The organism is Pseudomonas sp. HP_14, from assembly GCF_055283875.1.
Map to the genome: position 1 here is coordinate 1 of NZ_JBTOQI010000014.1, position 16,286 is coordinate 16,286.

General features: G+C 57.3%; 11 protein-coding genes. 1 reads left to right on the forward strand and 10 read right to left on the reverse strand.

What is annotated here, in order from left to right:
• Nucleotides 1–122 precede the first annotated feature (122 nt).
• From ACYASS_RS12245 to ACYASS_RS12255, 3 genes are all read right to left on the reverse strand, one after another.
• Nucleotides 123–1,262: a M14 family metallopeptidase gene (locus tag ACYASS_RS12245; protein ID WP_463586312.1), complete on the reverse strand. Its 1,140-nt coding sequence runs from the start codon at nucleotides 1,260–1,262 to the stop codon at nucleotides 123–125.
• Nucleotides 1,263–1,373: 111 nt separating this feature from the next.
• A complete protein-coding gene (locus ACYASS_RS12250; protein WP_463586313.1) occupies nucleotides 1,374–1,934 on the reverse strand; it encodes a DUF4880 domain-containing protein in 561 nt (186 codons plus the stop codon).
• Between the two features lie 489 nt (nucleotides 1,935–2,423).
• The gene (locus ACYASS_RS12255) at nucleotides 2,424–2,891 is read right to left on the reverse strand and encodes an Lrp/AsnC family transcriptional regulator (protein ID WP_122664378.1); all 468 of its coding nucleotides are present in this window, start codon (nucleotides 2,889–2,891) and stop codon (nucleotides 2,424–2,426) included.
• Between the two features lie 205 nt (nucleotides 2,892–3,096).
• On the opposite strand from ACYASS_RS12255, the gene ACYASS_RS12260 reads away from it, so the two are divergent.
• Complete coding sequence (locus tag ACYASS_RS12260) at nucleotides 3,097–6,582, forward strand: indolepyruvate ferredoxin oxidoreductase family protein (RefSeq protein ID WP_463586314.1); 3,486 nt, start codon at nucleotides 3,097–3,099, stop codon at nucleotides 6,580–6,582.
• A gap of 516 nt (nucleotides 6,583–7,098) precedes the next feature.
• Here the strand turns inward: ACYASS_RS12260 and ACYASS_RS12265 are convergent.
• From ACYASS_RS12265 to ACYASS_RS12295, 7 genes are all read right to left on the reverse strand, one after another.
• A complete protein-coding gene (locus ACYASS_RS12265) occupies nucleotides 7,099–9,057 on the reverse strand; it encodes an acetyl/propionyl/methylcrotonyl-CoA carboxylase subunit alpha (protein WP_463586315.1) in 1,959 nt (652 codons plus the stop codon).
• A complete protein-coding gene (locus ACYASS_RS12270; protein ID WP_463586316.1) occupies nucleotides 9,054–9,869 on the reverse strand; it encodes a gamma-carboxygeranoyl-CoA hydratase in 816 nt (271 codons plus the stop codon). Before ACYASS_RS12270 ends, ACYASS_RS12265 begins: the two co-directional genes overlap by 4 nt.
• A gap of 13 nt (nucleotides 9,870–9,882) precedes the next feature.
• A complete protein-coding gene (locus ACYASS_RS12275; protein ID WP_463586317.1) occupies nucleotides 9,883–11,490 on the reverse strand; it encodes a carboxyl transferase domain-containing protein in 1,608 nt (535 codons plus the stop codon).
• Between the two features lie 143 nt (nucleotides 11,491–11,633).
• Nucleotides 11,634–12,797, reverse strand: a complete 1,164-nt coding sequence (locus ACYASS_RS12280) for an isovaleryl-CoA dehydrogenase (RefSeq protein WP_463586318.1) — start codon at nucleotides 12,795–12,797, stop codon at nucleotides 11,634–11,636.
• Between the two features lie 898 nt (nucleotides 12,798–13,695).
• On the reverse strand, nucleotides 13,696–14,595 hold the full coding sequence (locus tag ACYASS_RS12285; protein ID WP_463586319.1) for a hydroxymethylglutaryl-CoA lyase: 900 nt from the start codon (nucleotides 14,593–14,595) through the stop codon (nucleotides 13,696–13,698).
• Between the two features lie 40 nt (nucleotides 14,596–14,635).
• Nucleotides 14,636–15,025: a MerR family transcriptional regulator gene (locus ACYASS_RS12290; RefSeq protein WP_243248736.1), complete on the reverse strand. Its 390-nt coding sequence runs from the start codon at nucleotides 15,023–15,025 to the stop codon at nucleotides 14,636–14,638.
• Nucleotides 15,026–15,279: 254 nt separating this feature from the next.
• Complete coding sequence (locus ACYASS_RS12295; protein ID WP_463586320.1) at nucleotides 15,280–16,209, reverse strand: LysR family transcriptional regulator; 930 nt, start codon at nucleotides 16,207–16,209, stop codon at nucleotides 15,280–15,282.
• Nucleotides 16,210–16,286: the final 77 nt, after the last annotated feature.

Here is a 16,286-nt window from a genome sequence, read left to right on the forward strand (position 1 = left end):
TTCCCTGCCACCACCACGCTTTGACATTCCAGCCCCCTTGGCCCCGTCCCCTTGCCCGCAACACCTGCTCCCAAAAACATATCTGTGCCGCCCTCCGCGCCCGCTCCTACAGGGAACCATTGTCAGCGCAGGGCCGGAGCCATCTCCGACAAAGTGGTCAAGACATCCTTGGCCAATTGCTTCGACCGCTTGCCATCCCAGCCGGTTATCAGGTCCGGCGCATCGTCGTTATCCTTGAAGGGCATTTCCAGGGTCAGTGACAGGCATTTGTATTTCTCGCCGACACTGTTGCAGGCCAGGTTCATGTTGGCCTTGCCGGGCTGTGAGCGGGGATAGCCATAGCGAGTCTGGAAGTCACGGGTGATTTCACTCAAGCGGCTGCGGAAGTGGGCTTCCAGTTGCTCTTGTTTTGGCGTGTAGCCGGGGTTGCCTTCGCACGCGGCGGTGAACACATAAGGGATTTCTTCGTCGCCATGGACGTCCAGAAACATGTCCACTCCATACTTTTCCATCTGTTCCTTGACGAAAAATACTTCCGGGCTGGCCTCCTGAGTGGAGTCCTGCCAGGCGCGATTGAGGTCCTTGCCGTTGGCATTGGTCCGCAAATGGCCGTGGAATGAACCATCAGGGTTCATGTGCGGGACGAGATACAGATCGGCAACTTCCAGCAGGGCATTCAGTACCTGATCATCCTGCTGTTGCAAGCGCTCGATCACGCCTTCCATGAACCATTCGGCCATGTGCTCGCCGGGGTGTTGCTGAGCAATAATCCAGATTTTGAGCTTTTGCTCATCGCCGTTACCCCGACGCAGCAGAGGAATGTCGCGGCCTTCGACGCTTTTGCCGGTCGCCAGCAGTTGCACGCCCGCTTTTTCCAGGGCTTGTTCAATGAGCCAGGCATGGCGTTCGCGGCTGTACGGTTCGAAATAGGCAAACCAGACCTGCGGTTCGGTCGGTGTGAGGCTGAAGTTCAGGGCACCGTGATCGAACGTGGAGGGCACGCGAAACCAGGTCTGGTGATCGTAGGACGCAACTGCGTTGTAGCCCGTCCAGGCATTCTTATAGCTGGACTGACCCGCGTTGGTCAGGCTGAATCGATGCGTCTGCCCCGTCTGCAGACCGTCGACCTTGAAGTGAAACCACTGAAAATGTGGGCTGCGAGTATCCGGGCGAATAGCCAACTGAATGTGTGCGGGGTTGCTCGCGTCGATCACTTCGATATTGCCACTATCGAAATCTGCGCTGATTTGGAGAGAGGTCACGGTCGGTTCCTGTGTACGTTAGTGCCAGTTATGGCGCTACTTTACACGGAACCTGCCTTGAGCAACGCGCGTTGCTGCGACGTGAATGTGTGCGAATCGGCCATGTTTGACTCAAAAATGGCCGAACAGCGCGAACGCCTCTGCGGTCATCAGCAAGCTGCACAGGAAGGCTGTCGCCATGCACCAGAGCAGATAACTGCGTCGTTTACGCCGGTGCCAGCCGCTGGCACCCAAAACGGCGGCAGGGGCTTGAAGTTGTCGCCATAGGCGTTCAGTTCCTTCGAAGGCGGCAAGATGGCTACTGTCCGCATCCAGCCAGTGACGAAATTCAATGCGCTGGCTGGCTGTAGCGTGCGGGCTCTGGAGGTGGACATACCAGCGGCTGGCCTGCTCACCGACAGGGTCGACAACAGGGCTCTCATCACCCGCTATTTGCCGCCGACTGTTCTGAAGCACTCGAACCATTGCCTGCTCGACCAGCGTTACCTCTATATCCAGCAAGCTGGCAATGTGGGAGTAGGAGAAACCGTCAAGTCGACTGAGGAGAAACACCTGCTGTGCACGACGGGAAAGCTTGACCAGGCCACGGCGCATGCTTTCGCCTTGCGGGCTTAATGGGGCATCCGGCTGCCGTGCGGGCAGAGCGGGAAAGGACGAGAGTTGAATACTCATGATCGATTGCCTCGCTTGATATTCATGATATGCCTTCCTTGATCGCTCTCTTGATTCAAGAGGGGCGTCATCCTGACGCTCGCAGAGTGACTGGGATGAGAGTAATTCTCAAGTGATAAGCCAGCTCAGTTACCAATTATCTTCCGTACAGAGCCTTTGAAAGCAAACTTCAGGGGCCCGTTCCGCAATCTTTTTGCTATGATCCGCGCCATCGTAGAAACGACACCCTCTTCATTAGCCTGAAGAACGCAGCACCGAACCTTGCAACACAAAAAAATAGAACCGCAACACTAAAAAAAAGACCCGGAAAAAATCCGGGTCAAAAACCGTGATTAGCCTGATGAGGAGATAATCCAGAAGCCGACCTAAGACTTCTGAGTTATCCAACTGACCTTGCGGCCAGTTGCTTGCAATAATAATCATTATCATTTGCAAGTCAAACCTTTTTATCGCCCCCATTAAAAAAATTCAGATTCCGCCTGACAATCCTCAGTCCAGCGGCAGTTCTGTCGTGCGCTTCACTTCGCTCATGGCGATGTTTGAGTGTGCTTCCTGAACGTGTGGCTGCTGCAGCAAATGGTCACGCAGGAAGCGCTCGTAGCTGGTGATGTCCTGAGCGACCACCTTGAGCAAGAAATCCATATCGCCCGCCATCGTGTAGCACTCCAGTACCTCCGGGTAGCCAGTGATTGCTTCTTCAAACTCGGCCAGAAAGCGTCGGCCGTGGCCCGATAACTTTACGTCAACAAAAACGGTAGTGGTCAGTCCGAGCTTTTGCGGGTTGAGCAGGGCGACTTTGCGCTCGATGAAGCCTTCTTCCTGAAGCCGGTTGATGCGCCGCCAGCATGGCGACTGTGACAACTCGACGCGTTCAGCGATTTCGGCCGCCGAGAGGTCGGCGTTGTGTTGCAGCAGGCGCAGGATCCTGCGGTCGATGGGGCTTAATTTGTTCTGCATGAATTGACCCTTTTTTTTATTTTTATCGAAACGAACATGCAGAAGTTCAGCAGATAAACGGCAAATTAGAAAGAAAAAGCCTCTTTGCTACAGGCAGTATTTTACTTGTGAATGCTGAGCAGAAGCCGCTCAGCATGCAGGGCGCCTGCATGGCGACCCGGATTAGCCGCCATAAACTGCTCATAAAAATAAAAGGAGCACCTGAATGTCTTTGGCTGATATTCGTCTGGACGATAAATACCGGCTCGCGACCGGCAATCTGTATCTGACCGGCACCCAGGCCTTGACCCGCTTGCCCATGCTGCAAAAACAGCGTGATGAGGCCCGAGGGCTGAACACGGCCGGTTTCATTTCCGGTTATCGCGGCTCGCCATTGGGCAATCTCGACAAAAGCCTGTGGGACGCCAAGGACTACCTTAAACAGAACGCCATCCATTTCCAGCCGGGCGTCAACGAAGAGTTGGCGGCGACAGCGGTATGGGGCAGCCAGCAGGTCAATCTGTTTCCCGAGGGCAAGTACGACGGCGTGTTTGCGCTCTGGTATGGCAAAGGCCCCGGTGTCGATCGCTGCGGCGACGTGTTCAAGCACGCAAACTCGGCCGGTGTCGCTGCCAATGGCGGGGTACTGGTATTGGCGGGTGACGACCATGGCTGCAAATCGTCGACCATCGCCCACCAGAGTGAACATGCGTTCATTGCCTCAATGATTCCGGTGCTTAACCCCAGCAACGTCCAGGAAATCCTTGATTACGGCATCATTGGCTGGGAGTTGTCACGTTACAGCGGGTGCTGGGTGGCGATGAAAACCATTGCCGAGAACGTCGACTCTTCCGCTGTTGTCGAGGTCGATCCGCTGCGTGTGACCACGCAGATTCCAGAGGACTTCGAGATCCCCGAAGGCGGCCTGCACATTCGCTGGCCGGATCCGCCGCTGGCCCAGGAAGCACGGCTCAACACCTACAAAATCTATGCAGCGCGCGCATTTGCGAGAGCGAACCACCTCAACAAAGTGGTCCTTGATTCGCCCCAACCGCGGCTGGGCATCGTCACCACTGGTAAATCCTATCTGGACGTACGTCAGGCCCTGGAAGAGCTGGGCATTGACGAAGCGCTGTGCGCCCAAGTGGGTATTCGCGTGCTCAAGGTCGGCATGAGCTGGCCGCTGGAGCCGGTTTCAGTGCATGGTTTCGCCGAAGGTCTCGACGAGATCCTGGTGGTCGAAGAAAAACGCAGTGTGATCGAGGATCAGTTAACCGGTCAGCTTTACAACTGGCCGGTGGAGCGGCGTCCTGTGGTGGTTGGTGAGTTCGACGAACAGGGCGAGTCGTTGCTGCCCAACCTCAGCGAACTGACGCCTGCGATGATTGCCCGCGTCATTGCCAAACGCCTTGCGCCGTTCTACAGCAGCCCGCAAATCGAAGCGCGCTTGCAGTTTCTGGCAGACAAGGAGCAAGCGCTGCAAGCGCCACTGTTCAACACTCAGCGGACCCCTCATTTCTGTTCTGGCTGCCCGCACAACACCTCAACCCGCGTCCCTGAAGGCAGCCGCGCGCTGGCAGGTATTGGCTGCCATTACATGACTATCTGGATGGATCGGGCCACGGAAACCTTCACCCAAATGGGTGGCGAGGGCGTCACCTGGATTGGTCAGGCACCTTTTACCAATACCCCCCATGTGTTCCAGAACCTCGGCGACGGTACTTATTTCCACTCGGGTCACCTGGCACTGCGCGCTGCGGTGGCATCCGGCGTCAACATTACCTACAAGATTCTCTACAACGATGCGGTAGCGATGACAGGCGGTCAGCCCATCGACGGTGTATTGCGCGTCGACCAGCTCAGCCGTCAGGTTTTCAACGAAGGCGTGCTGCGTATCGCTTTGGTGTCGGATGAGCCTGATAAGTACCCAAGCCGTGATGGCTTTGCTCCGATCACCACCTTTCATCATCGACGGGACCTGGACAGCGTGCAGCGCGAGTTGCGCGAGTTCAAAGGCGTTTCGGTGATCATTTATGACCAGACCTGCGCAACGGAAAAGCGCCGTCGGCGTAAACGCGGCACCATGAAGGATCTGGAAAAACGCGCGCTGATCAATACAGCCGTTTGCGAAGGATGTGGTGACTGCGGCGTCAAGTCAGGCTGTCTTTCCGTGTTGCCCAAAGAGACCGCTCAAGGCCGCAAGCGCGAGATTGACCAGAACGCCTGCAACAAGGACTTCAGCTGCGTCGAAGGTTTCTGCCCGAGCTTTGTCACCGTGCATGGCGGCAAACTGCGCAAGCCTGCGCCGCCGACGCAGCTCCAGCGCTTCGTGACCTTGCCGGAGCCGCACCTGCAAAGCCTGGACAAACCCTTCAACATTTTGCTGTCTGGTGTTGGTGGTACGGGTGTGACGACTGTCGGTGCGATGCTGGGCTTCGCCGCAAACCTGGAAGGCAAGGGCTGTAGCGTGCTCGATCAGGCCGGGCTCGCACAGAAATTCGGCCCTGTGGTCAGCCACATCCGCATCGCGGCGCGTCAGGACGCGTTGTTTGCGGTACGCATCCCGGCGGGCGAAGCCAACCTGCTGTTGGGTTGCGATTTACTGGTGGCGGCAGGCCCGGATGCCATCGCGAAACTCAACTCAACCTTTTCTCACGCGGTGGTTAATAGCCAACAGACGCCGACGGCTGAGTTCACCCGCAACCCGGATGCCGTGTTCCCCGGTGAAGCGATGAAGCAGACCATTCGTGATGCGGTCGGCGCGGAAAAAACTCACTTTGTCGAGGCCACAGACCTGGCGATTCGCCTGCTTGGGGATACCATTGCCAGCAACCTGTTCATGTTGGGCTACGCCTTCCAGCTGGGTTTCATCCCGTTAAGCTCGGCGGCGATCGAAAAAGCCATCGAACTCAATGGCGTGGCGGTGACACTCAATCAGCAAGCGTTTCTCTGGGGGCGGCGTGCGGCGCATGATCTGGGTGCAGTGCAATCGATTGCTTACCCTCAAGAGCAGGTCTTTGAAGAGCCTCAGCCTGTCGAACTTGCGCAGCGCATCAAAGCCAGCGTTGTGGCGCTGACCGAGTATCAGAATGCTGCTTATGCCGAACGTTATAGTCGTCTGGTTGAAAACGTGCGCCAGACCGAAGCGCGTTTGTTCCCGGGGCAATTGGCGGTGCTGACTGAAGCTGTGGCCTTCAGTCTGTTCAAGGTGCTGGCATACAAGGATGAGTACGAGGTTGCGAGGCTGTACAGCAATGGCGACTTTAAACGGCAGTTACAGGCGCAGTTCGAGGGGGATTACCGGCTGGAATTCCACCTGGCACCGTCGTGGCTGGCCAGACGTGACAAGCAGACAGGGGAGCCGCGCAAGCGCAGTTTCGGTCCGTGGATGATGAAGGCGTTTGGTGCGCTGGCGAACCTCAAGTTCCTGCGCGGCACCGCATTTGACCCGTTCGGCCGCAGCCTGGAGCGCAAGCAGGAGCGGGAGCTGATCGAGGCGTACATCAACGACATTGAGCTGATCCTGCTGAACCTCAACGCGATGAATCGGCACACCGCATTGGAGTTGGCTCGCTTGCCAGAGAAGATCAGGGGATATGGCCACGTCAAGGAGCGCGCCATGAAAGCTGCGGGCCTGCATGCTGAGCGTGTACGCCATAGCCTGGTAACGGGAGAGGTCGTGCCACCGAAGCTGTTTGAGGTGGCTGTTTGAGCTTCAGCCGACGGCACTGAAGCTCGGGATTATCTAGCAAGCTGCGTCAGCTCAGTCTCAGGTAAGAGGCAACTTGTTGGGGAGAAGGTTTAACGCGTTGAATCAGGCCGGCCACCTCGCGAACAAGTTCGCTCCTACCGGTTAGTACCGTGCCAGGGGTAGGAGGTAACTTGTTGCCGAGAGGGTTTAACGCGTTGAATCAGACCGGCCACCTCGCGAACAAGTTCGCTCCTACCGGTTAGTACCGTGCCAGGGTAGGAGGTAACTTTTTGCCGAAAGGTTTTAACGCGTTGAATCAGGCCTGCACACCTCGCGAACAAGTTCGCTCCTACCGGTTAGTACCGTGCCAGGGTAGGAGGTAACTTGTTGCCGAGAGGGTTTAACGCGGTGAATCAGGCCGGCCACCTCGCGAACAAGTTCGCTCCTACCGGTTAGTACCGTGCGAGGGTAGGAGGTAACTTGTTGCCGAGAGGGGCTGACGCGGTGGTTCAAGTCTGGCGTTCGGCTCACTGCAACTCAGCCAGCCGGTTCAATCTCCACCAGCACCGCGCCCTCACTGACCATCTCCCCCTCGCTGCAATGCACCACAGTGACCACGCCAGCGCTGTCCGCGCGGATGCTGTGTTCCATTTTCATCGCTTCCAGCACCACCAACTGCGTACCCGCTTCGACACTCTGACCGACTTCAACCAGCACCCGTACCACGCTGCCGTTCATGGGCGCAGTCAGGCCGCCTTGCGAGGCGTTGCTGGTGTCTGATGCGGTCATCGGGTCGAAGCACCTGATCCCATGCAGATCGCCAGCCCATTTGAGGAACAAAGTGTTATCTCGGCGCAGAGCGAGGTGCTGTTGCTGCACTCCGTTCTGTGTGACCAGCAGCCGATCACCCTTCAGTTGATAGGATGCCGGGTTATCACCGGCAAGCTTCATTACCTGTTCCTGGCCGTCACAAACGAGATGCAGGTCGACTTCATCCACGCATCCAAAGCGCGTGCCAAACGTCGACGACCAGGGTGAATGCACATCATCCTGACGAACCCGGGCAGGTTCACTCTGGCTGAATGCGGCAGCGGCGGCTTGCCAGAAATCATTCGACAACCGAGCCGCTTGTGGCAGTAGTTGCGCCTGATGCCTGGGGATGAAGTCGGTGTCCAGCTCTGCCGCTGCAAATGCCGGATGGGCAATGATGCGTCGCAGAAACGGCAGGTTGGTCCTGACCCCGCCGACCACGAACTCATCGAGCATTGCCAGTAGCCTCAGGCGGGCCTGTTCGCGGTCCTCACCCCAGGCTATCAACTTGCCGAGCATGGGGTCGTAAAACGGCGAGATGCTGCCGCCCTCAGCCACGCCGCTGTCAACCCTGCGCCCGGTATTGGCTGTGCACTCTCGATAAAGCTCCAGAGTGCCAGTGGCGGGCAGGAATTCGTTGTTGGGGTCTTCAGCATAGAGGCGTACTTCGATGGCGTGGCCGAGCAGCGGGACTTGCGCCTGAGTCAGCGGTAGCGCTTCGCCCCGGGCGACCCGTAATTGCCATTCAACCAGGTCGAGGCCGGTAATCGCCTCGGTGACGGGATGCTCTACCTGCAGCCGCGTGTTCATCTCCATGAAGAAGAAATCGCCCCGTGCGTCGAGCAAAAACTCTACGGTGCCCGCACCCACGTACCCAATACTTTGCGCTGCCTTAACGGCGGCTTCGCCCATGGCTTTGCGCAATTGTGTAGTGAGGCCCGGAGCAGGTGCTTCTTCGACGACTTTTTGATGGCGACGCTGGATCGAGCAGTCGCGCTCGTTGAGATACAGGCAATGACCGTGCTGGTCGGCGAACACCTGGATTTCCACGTGGCGAGGCTTGAGCAGGTATTTCTCCACCAGCATGCGTGAGTCGCCGAAGGATGATGCGGCTTCACGCTGCGCTGATGCCAGCGCCTCGGCGAGATCCTCAGCGCGCTCCACGACTTTCATGCCTTTACCGCCGCCGCCCGCAGTGGCCTTGAGCAGTACTGGATAACCAATCCGCTCGGCTGCATCGCTAAAGGTCGTCAAATCCTGAGCGTCGCCGTGGTAACCCGGCACTAATGGTACGCCAGCACTTTCCATCAGCGACTTGGCGGCGGACTTGCTGCCCATGGCATCAATGGCGGAGGCGGGCGGGCCGATGAAAATCAGACCGGCGTTTTCGATGGCACGAGCAAACTCTGCGTTTTCAGAGAGAAAGCCGTAGCCGGGATGGATGGCCTGCGCGCCACTGGCCTGCGCAGCCGCTATTACCTTGTCGATTCGCAAATAACTGTCTGAAGCCTTACTGCCCCCTAAATCGACTTTGACATCGGCTTCGCGGGTGTGACGAGCATCTTTATCCATGGCGCTGTGGACCGCGACAGTGGTCAGGCCGAGACTTTTCGCGGTACGCATGATGCGGCAGGCAATTTCGCCACGGTTGGCGATCAGCACGCTCGTCAGTGTCGGGGCGCTCATGAACGGGACTCCTTGGGCTGTTCGATCTGCCAGGCGGGTTGACGTTTTTCCAGAAACGCGCGCAAACCCTCCTGGCCCTCGGCGCTGGTGCGAATCCGCGCAATACTGTTTTCGCAATATCGGCGCAATGCCGGAGTCAGCGCACCATTGCCGACCTCTCGCAGTAGGTCTTTGCTGGTACGCATGGCTTGCGGGCTGTTCAGCAGCAAGTTATCGGTCCACTCGGATACCTGTTGCTCCAGCTGTTGCGCAGGATAGTGCTCGGCGATCAAACCAATTTCCTGGGCGCGCGCACCGTCGAAGCGTTCCGCAGTCAGCGCGTAGCGACGTGCCGCTCGCTCGCCTATAGCCTGAACCACAAACGGGCTGATCACCGCGGGCGCCAGACCAATGCGCACTTCGGACAGGCAGAACTGCGCGTCCACGCTGCCGATGGCCATATCACAGCAACTGATCAGTCCCAGCGCCCCTCCGAACGCTGCGCCTTGCACTACGGCAAGCGTTGGAATTTTCAGCTTGGCGAGGTTGTACATCAGCTCCGCCAGTTCGCGGGCATCATCCAGATTGGTGTTGTAGTCCAGATGGGCTGACTGCTGCATCCAGGCCAGATCCGCTCCTGCGCTGAAGTGTTTGCCGCGTCCGCGAATGATCAGGAAACGCAAGCTGGCATCAGCCTGAACCGCATCCAGTGCGAGAATCAGTTCACGGATCATCTGCGCATTGAACGCGTTGTTCTTCTCGGGCCGGTTCAGCCAAAGGGTCGCGTAGCCCCGAGGGTCACGGAGCAGTTCTACGGTTTGAAAATCAGTCATGGGCATTTCCTGGTCACATCCGAAACAGGCCGAAAGTCGTCGGCTCAATGGGCGCGTTCAGTGAGGCGGAGAGGGCCAAGGCCAGAATCTCCCGGGTTTGCGCCGGGTCGATAACGCCGTCATCCCAGAGGCGTGCGCTGGAGTAGTACGGATGTCCCTGGTGTTCATACTGATCAAGGATGGGTTGCTTGATGGCCGTTTCCTGAAGTGCGCTGAATGGCTCGCCACTGCGCTCGGCCTGTTCACGTTTCACCTGGGCCAGTACGCCTGCGGCTTGTTCGCCACCCATCACGCCGATTCGGGCGTTAGGCCACATCCACAGGAATCTGGGGTCGTAGGCGCGGCCGCACATCCCATAGTTACCGGCACCGAAGCTGCCACCGATGATCACGGTAAATTTCGGAACTTTGGCGCACGCCACAGCCGTGACCAGCTTTGCACCGTGCTTGGCGATGCCTCCCGCCTCGTATTTCTGGCCGACCATGAACCCCGTGATGTTTTGCAGGAACAGCAGCGGAACGCCGCGCTGGCAGGCCAGTTCGATAAAGTGGGCGCCTTTCTGCGCGGCTTCCGCAAAGAGAATGCCGTTGTTGGCGAGAATTGCGACGGGGTAGCCATGCAGCCTCGCGAACCCGCAGACCAGCGTGGTGCCAAACAACGCTTTGAATTCGTCGAAAACCGAACCATCTACCAGGCGAGCAATGACTTCGCGAACATCGAAAGGCTGTTTGGCATCGGCAGGGATAATCCCGTACAGCTCTTCGGCAGCGTACAGCGGAGCAACGGGGGTGACGCTGTTGAGTTGGCCGAGCTTGAGCCAGTTGAGGTTGGCCACGCTGCGCCGGGCGAGCGCCAGCGCGTGTTCATCGTTATCGGCGTAGTGGTCGGCAACGCCGGAGGTGCGACAGTGAACATCCGCGCCGCCCAGGTCTTCGGCAGTGACCACTTCACCGGTCGCAGCTTTGACCAGCGGCGGCCCGGCAAGAAAGATCGTCGCCTGCTGGCGAACCATGATCGCTTCGTCCGCCATGGCAGGTACATAAGCGCCGCCGGCCGTGCATGAACCCATGACCACTGCGATCTGCGGGATGCCTTGAGCGCTCATGTTGGCTTGATTGAAGAAGATCCGTCCGAAATGCTCGCGGTCCGGGAACACCTCGTCCTGTCGCGGCAGATTGGCGCCCCCTGAGTCCACCAGGTAGATGCACGGCAGCCGGTTCTGCTGGGCAATGGCTTGCGCACGCAGGTGCTTTTTCACGGTGAGTGGATAGTAGGAGCCGCCTTTGACCGTCGCGTCATTGGCGATGATCATGCATTCCACACCTTCAACACGACCGATCCCGGCGATCACACCTGCGGCGGGTACCTCTTCGTCGTAAACCTGCAGAGCGGCCAGCTGGCCAATTTCCAGAAAGGGCGAGCCTGTATCGAGCAAGCGGTTGATGCGCTCGCGGGGCAGCAGTTTGCCTCGGGAGGTATGCCGCTCCTGAGCTTTTGTACCACCGCCTTGCTGAATGTCTGCAAGCAGGGTGCGCAGCGCGTGAACCTGCTCCAGCAGGTTGGCACTGTTGCTGGTGAATTCCGGGGATCGTGTGTTGATACGGGACTGGAGGGTGGCCATGGTTACTCCGGGCTCTGTGGGAGCGGTGCTTGCCCGCGATAAACGATAACGCGGTGCACCTTCAAAACGCGTCTCATGTATCGCGGGCAAGCACCGCTCCCACAGGAGATCGCATTTCAGTTCAAGTCGATCAACGGATCAGTTCACCGGGATTCATTAAACAATTCGCGCCCGATCAACATCCGCCGGATTTCACTCGTGCCTGCGCCGATCTCGTAGAGTTTGGCGTCGCGCAACAAGCGGCCAGCAGGGAATTCGTTGATATAGCCGTTACCGCCCAGAATCTGGATCGTTTCCAGCGCCATTTGTGTGGCCCGCTCAGCGCTGTACAAAATGATCCCGGCGGCGTCCTTGCGCGTTGTTTCGCCGCGTTCGCAGGCCTGGGCAACCGCATATAAATAGGCGCGGCTGGCATTCAGTTGGGTGTACATGTCAGCGATCTTGCCCTGTATCAGCTGGAACTCGCCGATGCTCTGGCCAAACTGCTTGCGATCATGGATATAGGGCACTACCACGTCCATGCAGGCCTGCATGATCCCGGTGGGGCCACCGGAGAGGACGACGCGCTCATAGTCCAGGCCGCTCATCAACACCTTCACGCCGCCATCCAGCTCCCCGAGCAGGTTCTCTTCCGGGACTTCCACGTCGTCGAAAAACAACTCGCAGGTGTTGGAGCCACGCATACCCAGCTTGTCGAACTTGTTGCCACGGGAGAAACCTTTCCAGTCCCGTTCGACGATGAACGCGCTGATGCCATGAGCCGCCTTTTGCAGGTCGGTCTTTGCGTAGATGACATAGGTGTTGGCGTCGGGGCCGTTAGTGATCCAGGTTTTGCTGCCATTCAGGACAAAGCGGTCGCCACGTTTCTCGGCGCGCAGCTTCATGGACACAACATCGGAGCCAGCGTTTGGCTCGCTCATGGCCAGTGCGCCCACCTGTTCACCGCTGATGAGAGAGGGCAGGTACCTGGCTTTCTGGGCCGGGTTACCGTTGCGATTGATCTGGTTCACGCACAGGTTCGAGTGCGCGCCATAGGACAACGCAACGGAAGCCGAGCCGCGACTGATTTCCTCCATTGCCACTGCATGCGCCAGGTAACCAAGGCCTGCGCCGCCATACTCTTCATCGACGGTAATACCCAGCAAACCCATGTCGCCAAACTTGCGCCACAGGTCGGCGGGGAACAGGTTGTCTTTGTCGATCTGAGCGGCACGAGGGGCGATTTCAGCCGCGACAAATGACTGAACCTGATCACGCAATATGTCGATTGTCTCGCCCAGAGCGAAATTGAGGCTGGGGTAACTCATGGTTAGCGTTCCTTTTTATTTTTGGATGAGTCGCTATGACCTTTACGTTAACGTAAGCCTGTTGGCAGAGGTGTGTCAATGCAATCTCGTAAGTGCGTCAGTCAGGCGCAAGAAGTGCTTTGCTTTTGCTTCTGATTCAGCAAGTTGCGGTCATGCACGAATCTTATGTACACCACGAGAATAGCGTCGGTGCGTGCCCGCACCACAGCTCCGGAGTCGAAGGTACCCCTGCGAAGCAGGGGCCGGACGTCAGCGCAAATGGTTTTGGTTACTTTTGTCGAAACAAAAGTGACCCGGCCGACAGGACGGAACCGAACTCAGCGACGCCGCAAATACATAATCAAACCCCAGACAGCACGAAGGGGAGCCTGGGCTCCCCTTCAAGGTATTTCTCGATGCTCTTTTTTATTGTTGGGCGGCCTGTTGTTGTTTTTGTTGGCCGTACCCTTACTGCTGTTTTTAGCGATCCCCATTCAGGATCAAGAGCAAACGTATTTTTTTGAGCGCTGATGCGGCTTTTATCTCGTCGATCCAACCAGGTCGGGCGCTACCTGACGGTAGTTTTATTGTTCTCTGTCCGGTTGCGAGGAGTTCTTTCAAGAACCTCCGAAAAGCTATCCACTCCAAAAAAATCTGTTAGCTGCGCCTCTGTCCGTGTTGTTCTTGTTATGTCAGAGCCGATACGTCTTGTTTTTATTGGGTTACTGCATTTTTTATTTTTGTTGTACTTAAGATATAGCAGGAGCCGTGCCAGTTTTTGAAAAGCCTTATAAACCGGGGGTTTGAGAGACGTGCTCAGCTCAGGAGTCAATAAAGCACGCTGTCAGCTGTTTCCGTGTTACCCGTTTTTTCCTGCCTGATGCGGGCAGGGTAACACTCTGCGGCAACATGTCGCACCTCAGGCCGACAAACGAGCCCTTGCCACGCGAGAGCCATTGGGCTTGCCCAGCACATCGCAAATCTGCTGACCGGCAGCTATAAGCCGATCCAGATCCACCCCGGTATTGATGCCCAGCCCGTTGAGCATGTAGAGCACATCCTCGCTGGCAACATTACCACTGGCACCTTTGGCATAAGGGCAGCCACCGAGCCCGGCCACTGAGCTGTCGAACACATGAATGCCCTCCAGCAGGCTGGCGTAGATGTTGGCCAGCGCCTGGCCGTAGGTGTCATGGAAATGGCCGGCGAGCTTGCTTCGGGCGATACGTCCAGTGACCACCTCGAACAGTTCGCGGGTCTGGCCAGGTGTGCCCGTGCCAATCGTGTCTCCCAGTGAAACCTCGTAACAGCCCATGGCAAGTAGCTCGTTGGCCACAGCCGCAACCTGCGCAGGCTTGATGTGACCTTCGTAAGGACAACCCAATACGCAAGACACATAACCGCGGACCTGAACGCCATGCAGGCGGGCGGCCTGCAAAACAGGGGCGAAGCGTTCAAGGCTTTCACTGATTGAGCAGTTGATATTGCGTTGCGAAAAGGTCTCGGATGCCGAGGCGAAAACCGCCACCTCTTTCACCCCTGCGACCAATGCGTCTTCAAAGCCACGAAGATTCGGCGTCAGTGCGGCGTAGGTGACGTGATCCCTGCGCTGGATCCGGGCAAAGACGTCTGCCGACCCTGCCATTTGCGGCACCCATTTGGGCGATACAAAGCTGCCAACTTCGATATGGCTGAGACCGGTTGCTGAAAGCTCGTCGACGAGATTCACTTTGTCCAGAACGCTGATAGGCCGTGCTTCGTTTTGCAGACCGTCACGGGGACCTACTTCAACCAGGCGTACTTTTTCGGGTAAAGGCATGTCCGGCTCCTTCTCGAAAAATTCGAGAATGATTCAGCAATCAATTGATATTTATAGTTTTATTTAGCTCAAGCTTGCAGCGTTCTTCCGCGCTGTCCAGTTCCAGCTGCATCTGCTGGATGTCCAGCAGTTGCTGTTCTAGCTGGGCGCGGCGCTCACCGATTTTGCCGAGCATGGTATGGAGCTGTTTGTGATTACCGCCGGAGGGGTCATAAAGCTCGATCAACTCGCGGCATTCGGCGAGAGAAAAACCGATGCGCTTACCCCGCAAAATGAGCTTGAGGGTGACCTTGTCTCTTGCCGAGTAGATACGCTCCAGGCCACGTCTTTCGGGGGCTAGCATGCCTTGCTCTTCGTAGAAACGGATCGCCCGCGTGGTGATATCCAGCTCGCGGGCGAGGTCGGAGATGCTGTAGGTCTGGCTGGTCATGAACGCGCTCGGCAAAGGAAGCAAAGGCTTAACCTAAGGTTACCTTTACGTTCACGTCAAGCAGCAACTGCTGCCGGGCTGACTCAGCTTGATCACCTGAAATCGGATTATGTGGGAGCCGGGCCTGCCCGCGATGCGTAAACCACGATCTGACCGTGGTGCAGAGTTACCCCCATCGTGGGCAAGCCCAGCTCCCACAGTAGATGGTCTATGTCTTATAACTATATTAATAACAATGAGTTGAGGTTCTATATTCAAGCTACTTCTAGCTTGCTTTCCTGCGCAGTCACTTGCTGACACAGCTCGATTATCTGCTCACGCATCCAGCGGTTAGCCGGGTCCTGATCGGTGCTTTCGTGCCAGTACAGGTGAGTTTCGACTGCCGGAACATCATGCACAGGTAGGGGGAAATAGCGCAGCTCGTGGCGTTTAGCAAAGCGTTCCGGCACGGTCATGACCATGTCGGTCTGCTGCAGGACTTGTGAGGCCATCAGGTAATGTTGCGAGCGCAAGGCAACCTTTCGCTGAATGCCCATTTTGCCCAGTGCGAGGTCGACATAGCCCAGGCCGCTGCGACGGCTGGAAATATGGATATGCGACAGGGCCAGATAGTCTTCCAGCTTAAAGACCTCTCTCGTCGCAAGGGGATGACCCTTACGCATGGCGCAGACGTATTTGTCGGCCATCAGCTTGACGTGACGTACTTGCGGATCGGTATTGAGCGGCGCGTCCACGGCAAAGTCCAGGCGTCCGGCGGCCAGTTCCTTGGTCATCTCGCGGCGTTTTGACAGAAAGCTTTCGATGGTGACCTGCGGGGCCAGGCGACGCAGGCGTTGAAACAGGGCTGGCAGGACCACCGCTTCCGTCAGGTCGGTCATGCTGATCCGGTAATTCTTGACGGCCTGGAGCGGCGTGAAGATCCGGCTTTCCTGTACAGAAACCCGTAACAGCGCCAGTGCATTGCGTACCGGCCCGATAATATTCTGCGCCATGGGCGTAGGCACCATGCCTTGAGCTGTGCGCACGAACAAAGGATCGTTGAAGGTCTCACGTAGCCGCGCCAACGCATTGGACACAGCGGGCTGGGTGATGCCGACAATCTGTCCGGCGCGAGTCAGATTGGCTTCGGTGTAGATCGCGTCGAAGACAATGAAAAGGTTGAGATCGACCTTGCTCAGGTTCATTCAGTGCGCCTCGTGTGCTGTTCTTGTTTTATCGCTTCCTGGACGAAGCGTGGCCCGATCATATATCGGTTATGAAT

What these genes read in the sequence shown, in the direction of transcription:
- ACYASS_RS12250 (WP_463586313.1), bottom strand. Translation starts at nt 1,934, where the DNA reads ATGAGTATTCAACTCTCGTCCTTTCCCGCTCTGCCCGCACGGCAGCCG.
- ACYASS_RS12255 (WP_122664378.1), bottom strand. Translation starts at nt 2,891, where the DNA reads ATGCAGAACAAATTAAGCCCCATCGACCGCAGGATCCTGCGCCTGCTG.
- ACYASS_RS12260 (WP_463586314.1), top strand. Translation starts at nt 3,097, where the DNA reads ATGTCTTTGGCTGATATTCGTCTGGACGATAAATACCGGCTCGCGACC.
- ACYASS_RS12265 (WP_463586315.1), bottom strand. Translation starts at nt 9,057, where the DNA reads ATGAGCGCCCCGACACTGACGAGCGTGCTGATCGCCAACCGTGGCGAA.
- ACYASS_RS12270 (WP_463586316.1), bottom strand. Translation starts at nt 9,869, where the DNA reads ATGACTGATTTTCAAACCGTAGAACTGCTCCGTGACCCTCGGGGCTAC.
- ACYASS_RS12275 (WP_463586317.1), bottom strand. Translation starts at nt 11,490, where the DNA reads ATGGCCACCCTCCAGTCCCGTATCAACACACGATCCCCGGAATTCACC.
- ACYASS_RS12280 (WP_463586318.1), bottom strand. Translation starts at nt 12,797, where the DNA reads ATGAGTTACCCCAGCCTCAATTTCGCTCTGGGCGAGACAATCGACATA.
- ACYASS_RS12285 (WP_463586319.1), bottom strand. Translation starts at nt 14,595, where the DNA reads ATGCCTTTACCCGAAAAAGTACGCCTGGTTGAAGTAGGTCCCCGTGAC.
- ACYASS_RS12290 (WP_243248736.1), bottom strand. Translation starts at nt 15,025, where the DNA reads ATGACCAGCCAGACCTACAGCATCTCCGACCTCGCCCGCGAGCTGGAT.
- ACYASS_RS12295 (WP_463586320.1), bottom strand. Translation starts at nt 16,209, where the DNA reads ATGAACCTGAGCAAGGTCGATCTCAACCTTTTCATTGTCTTCGACGCG.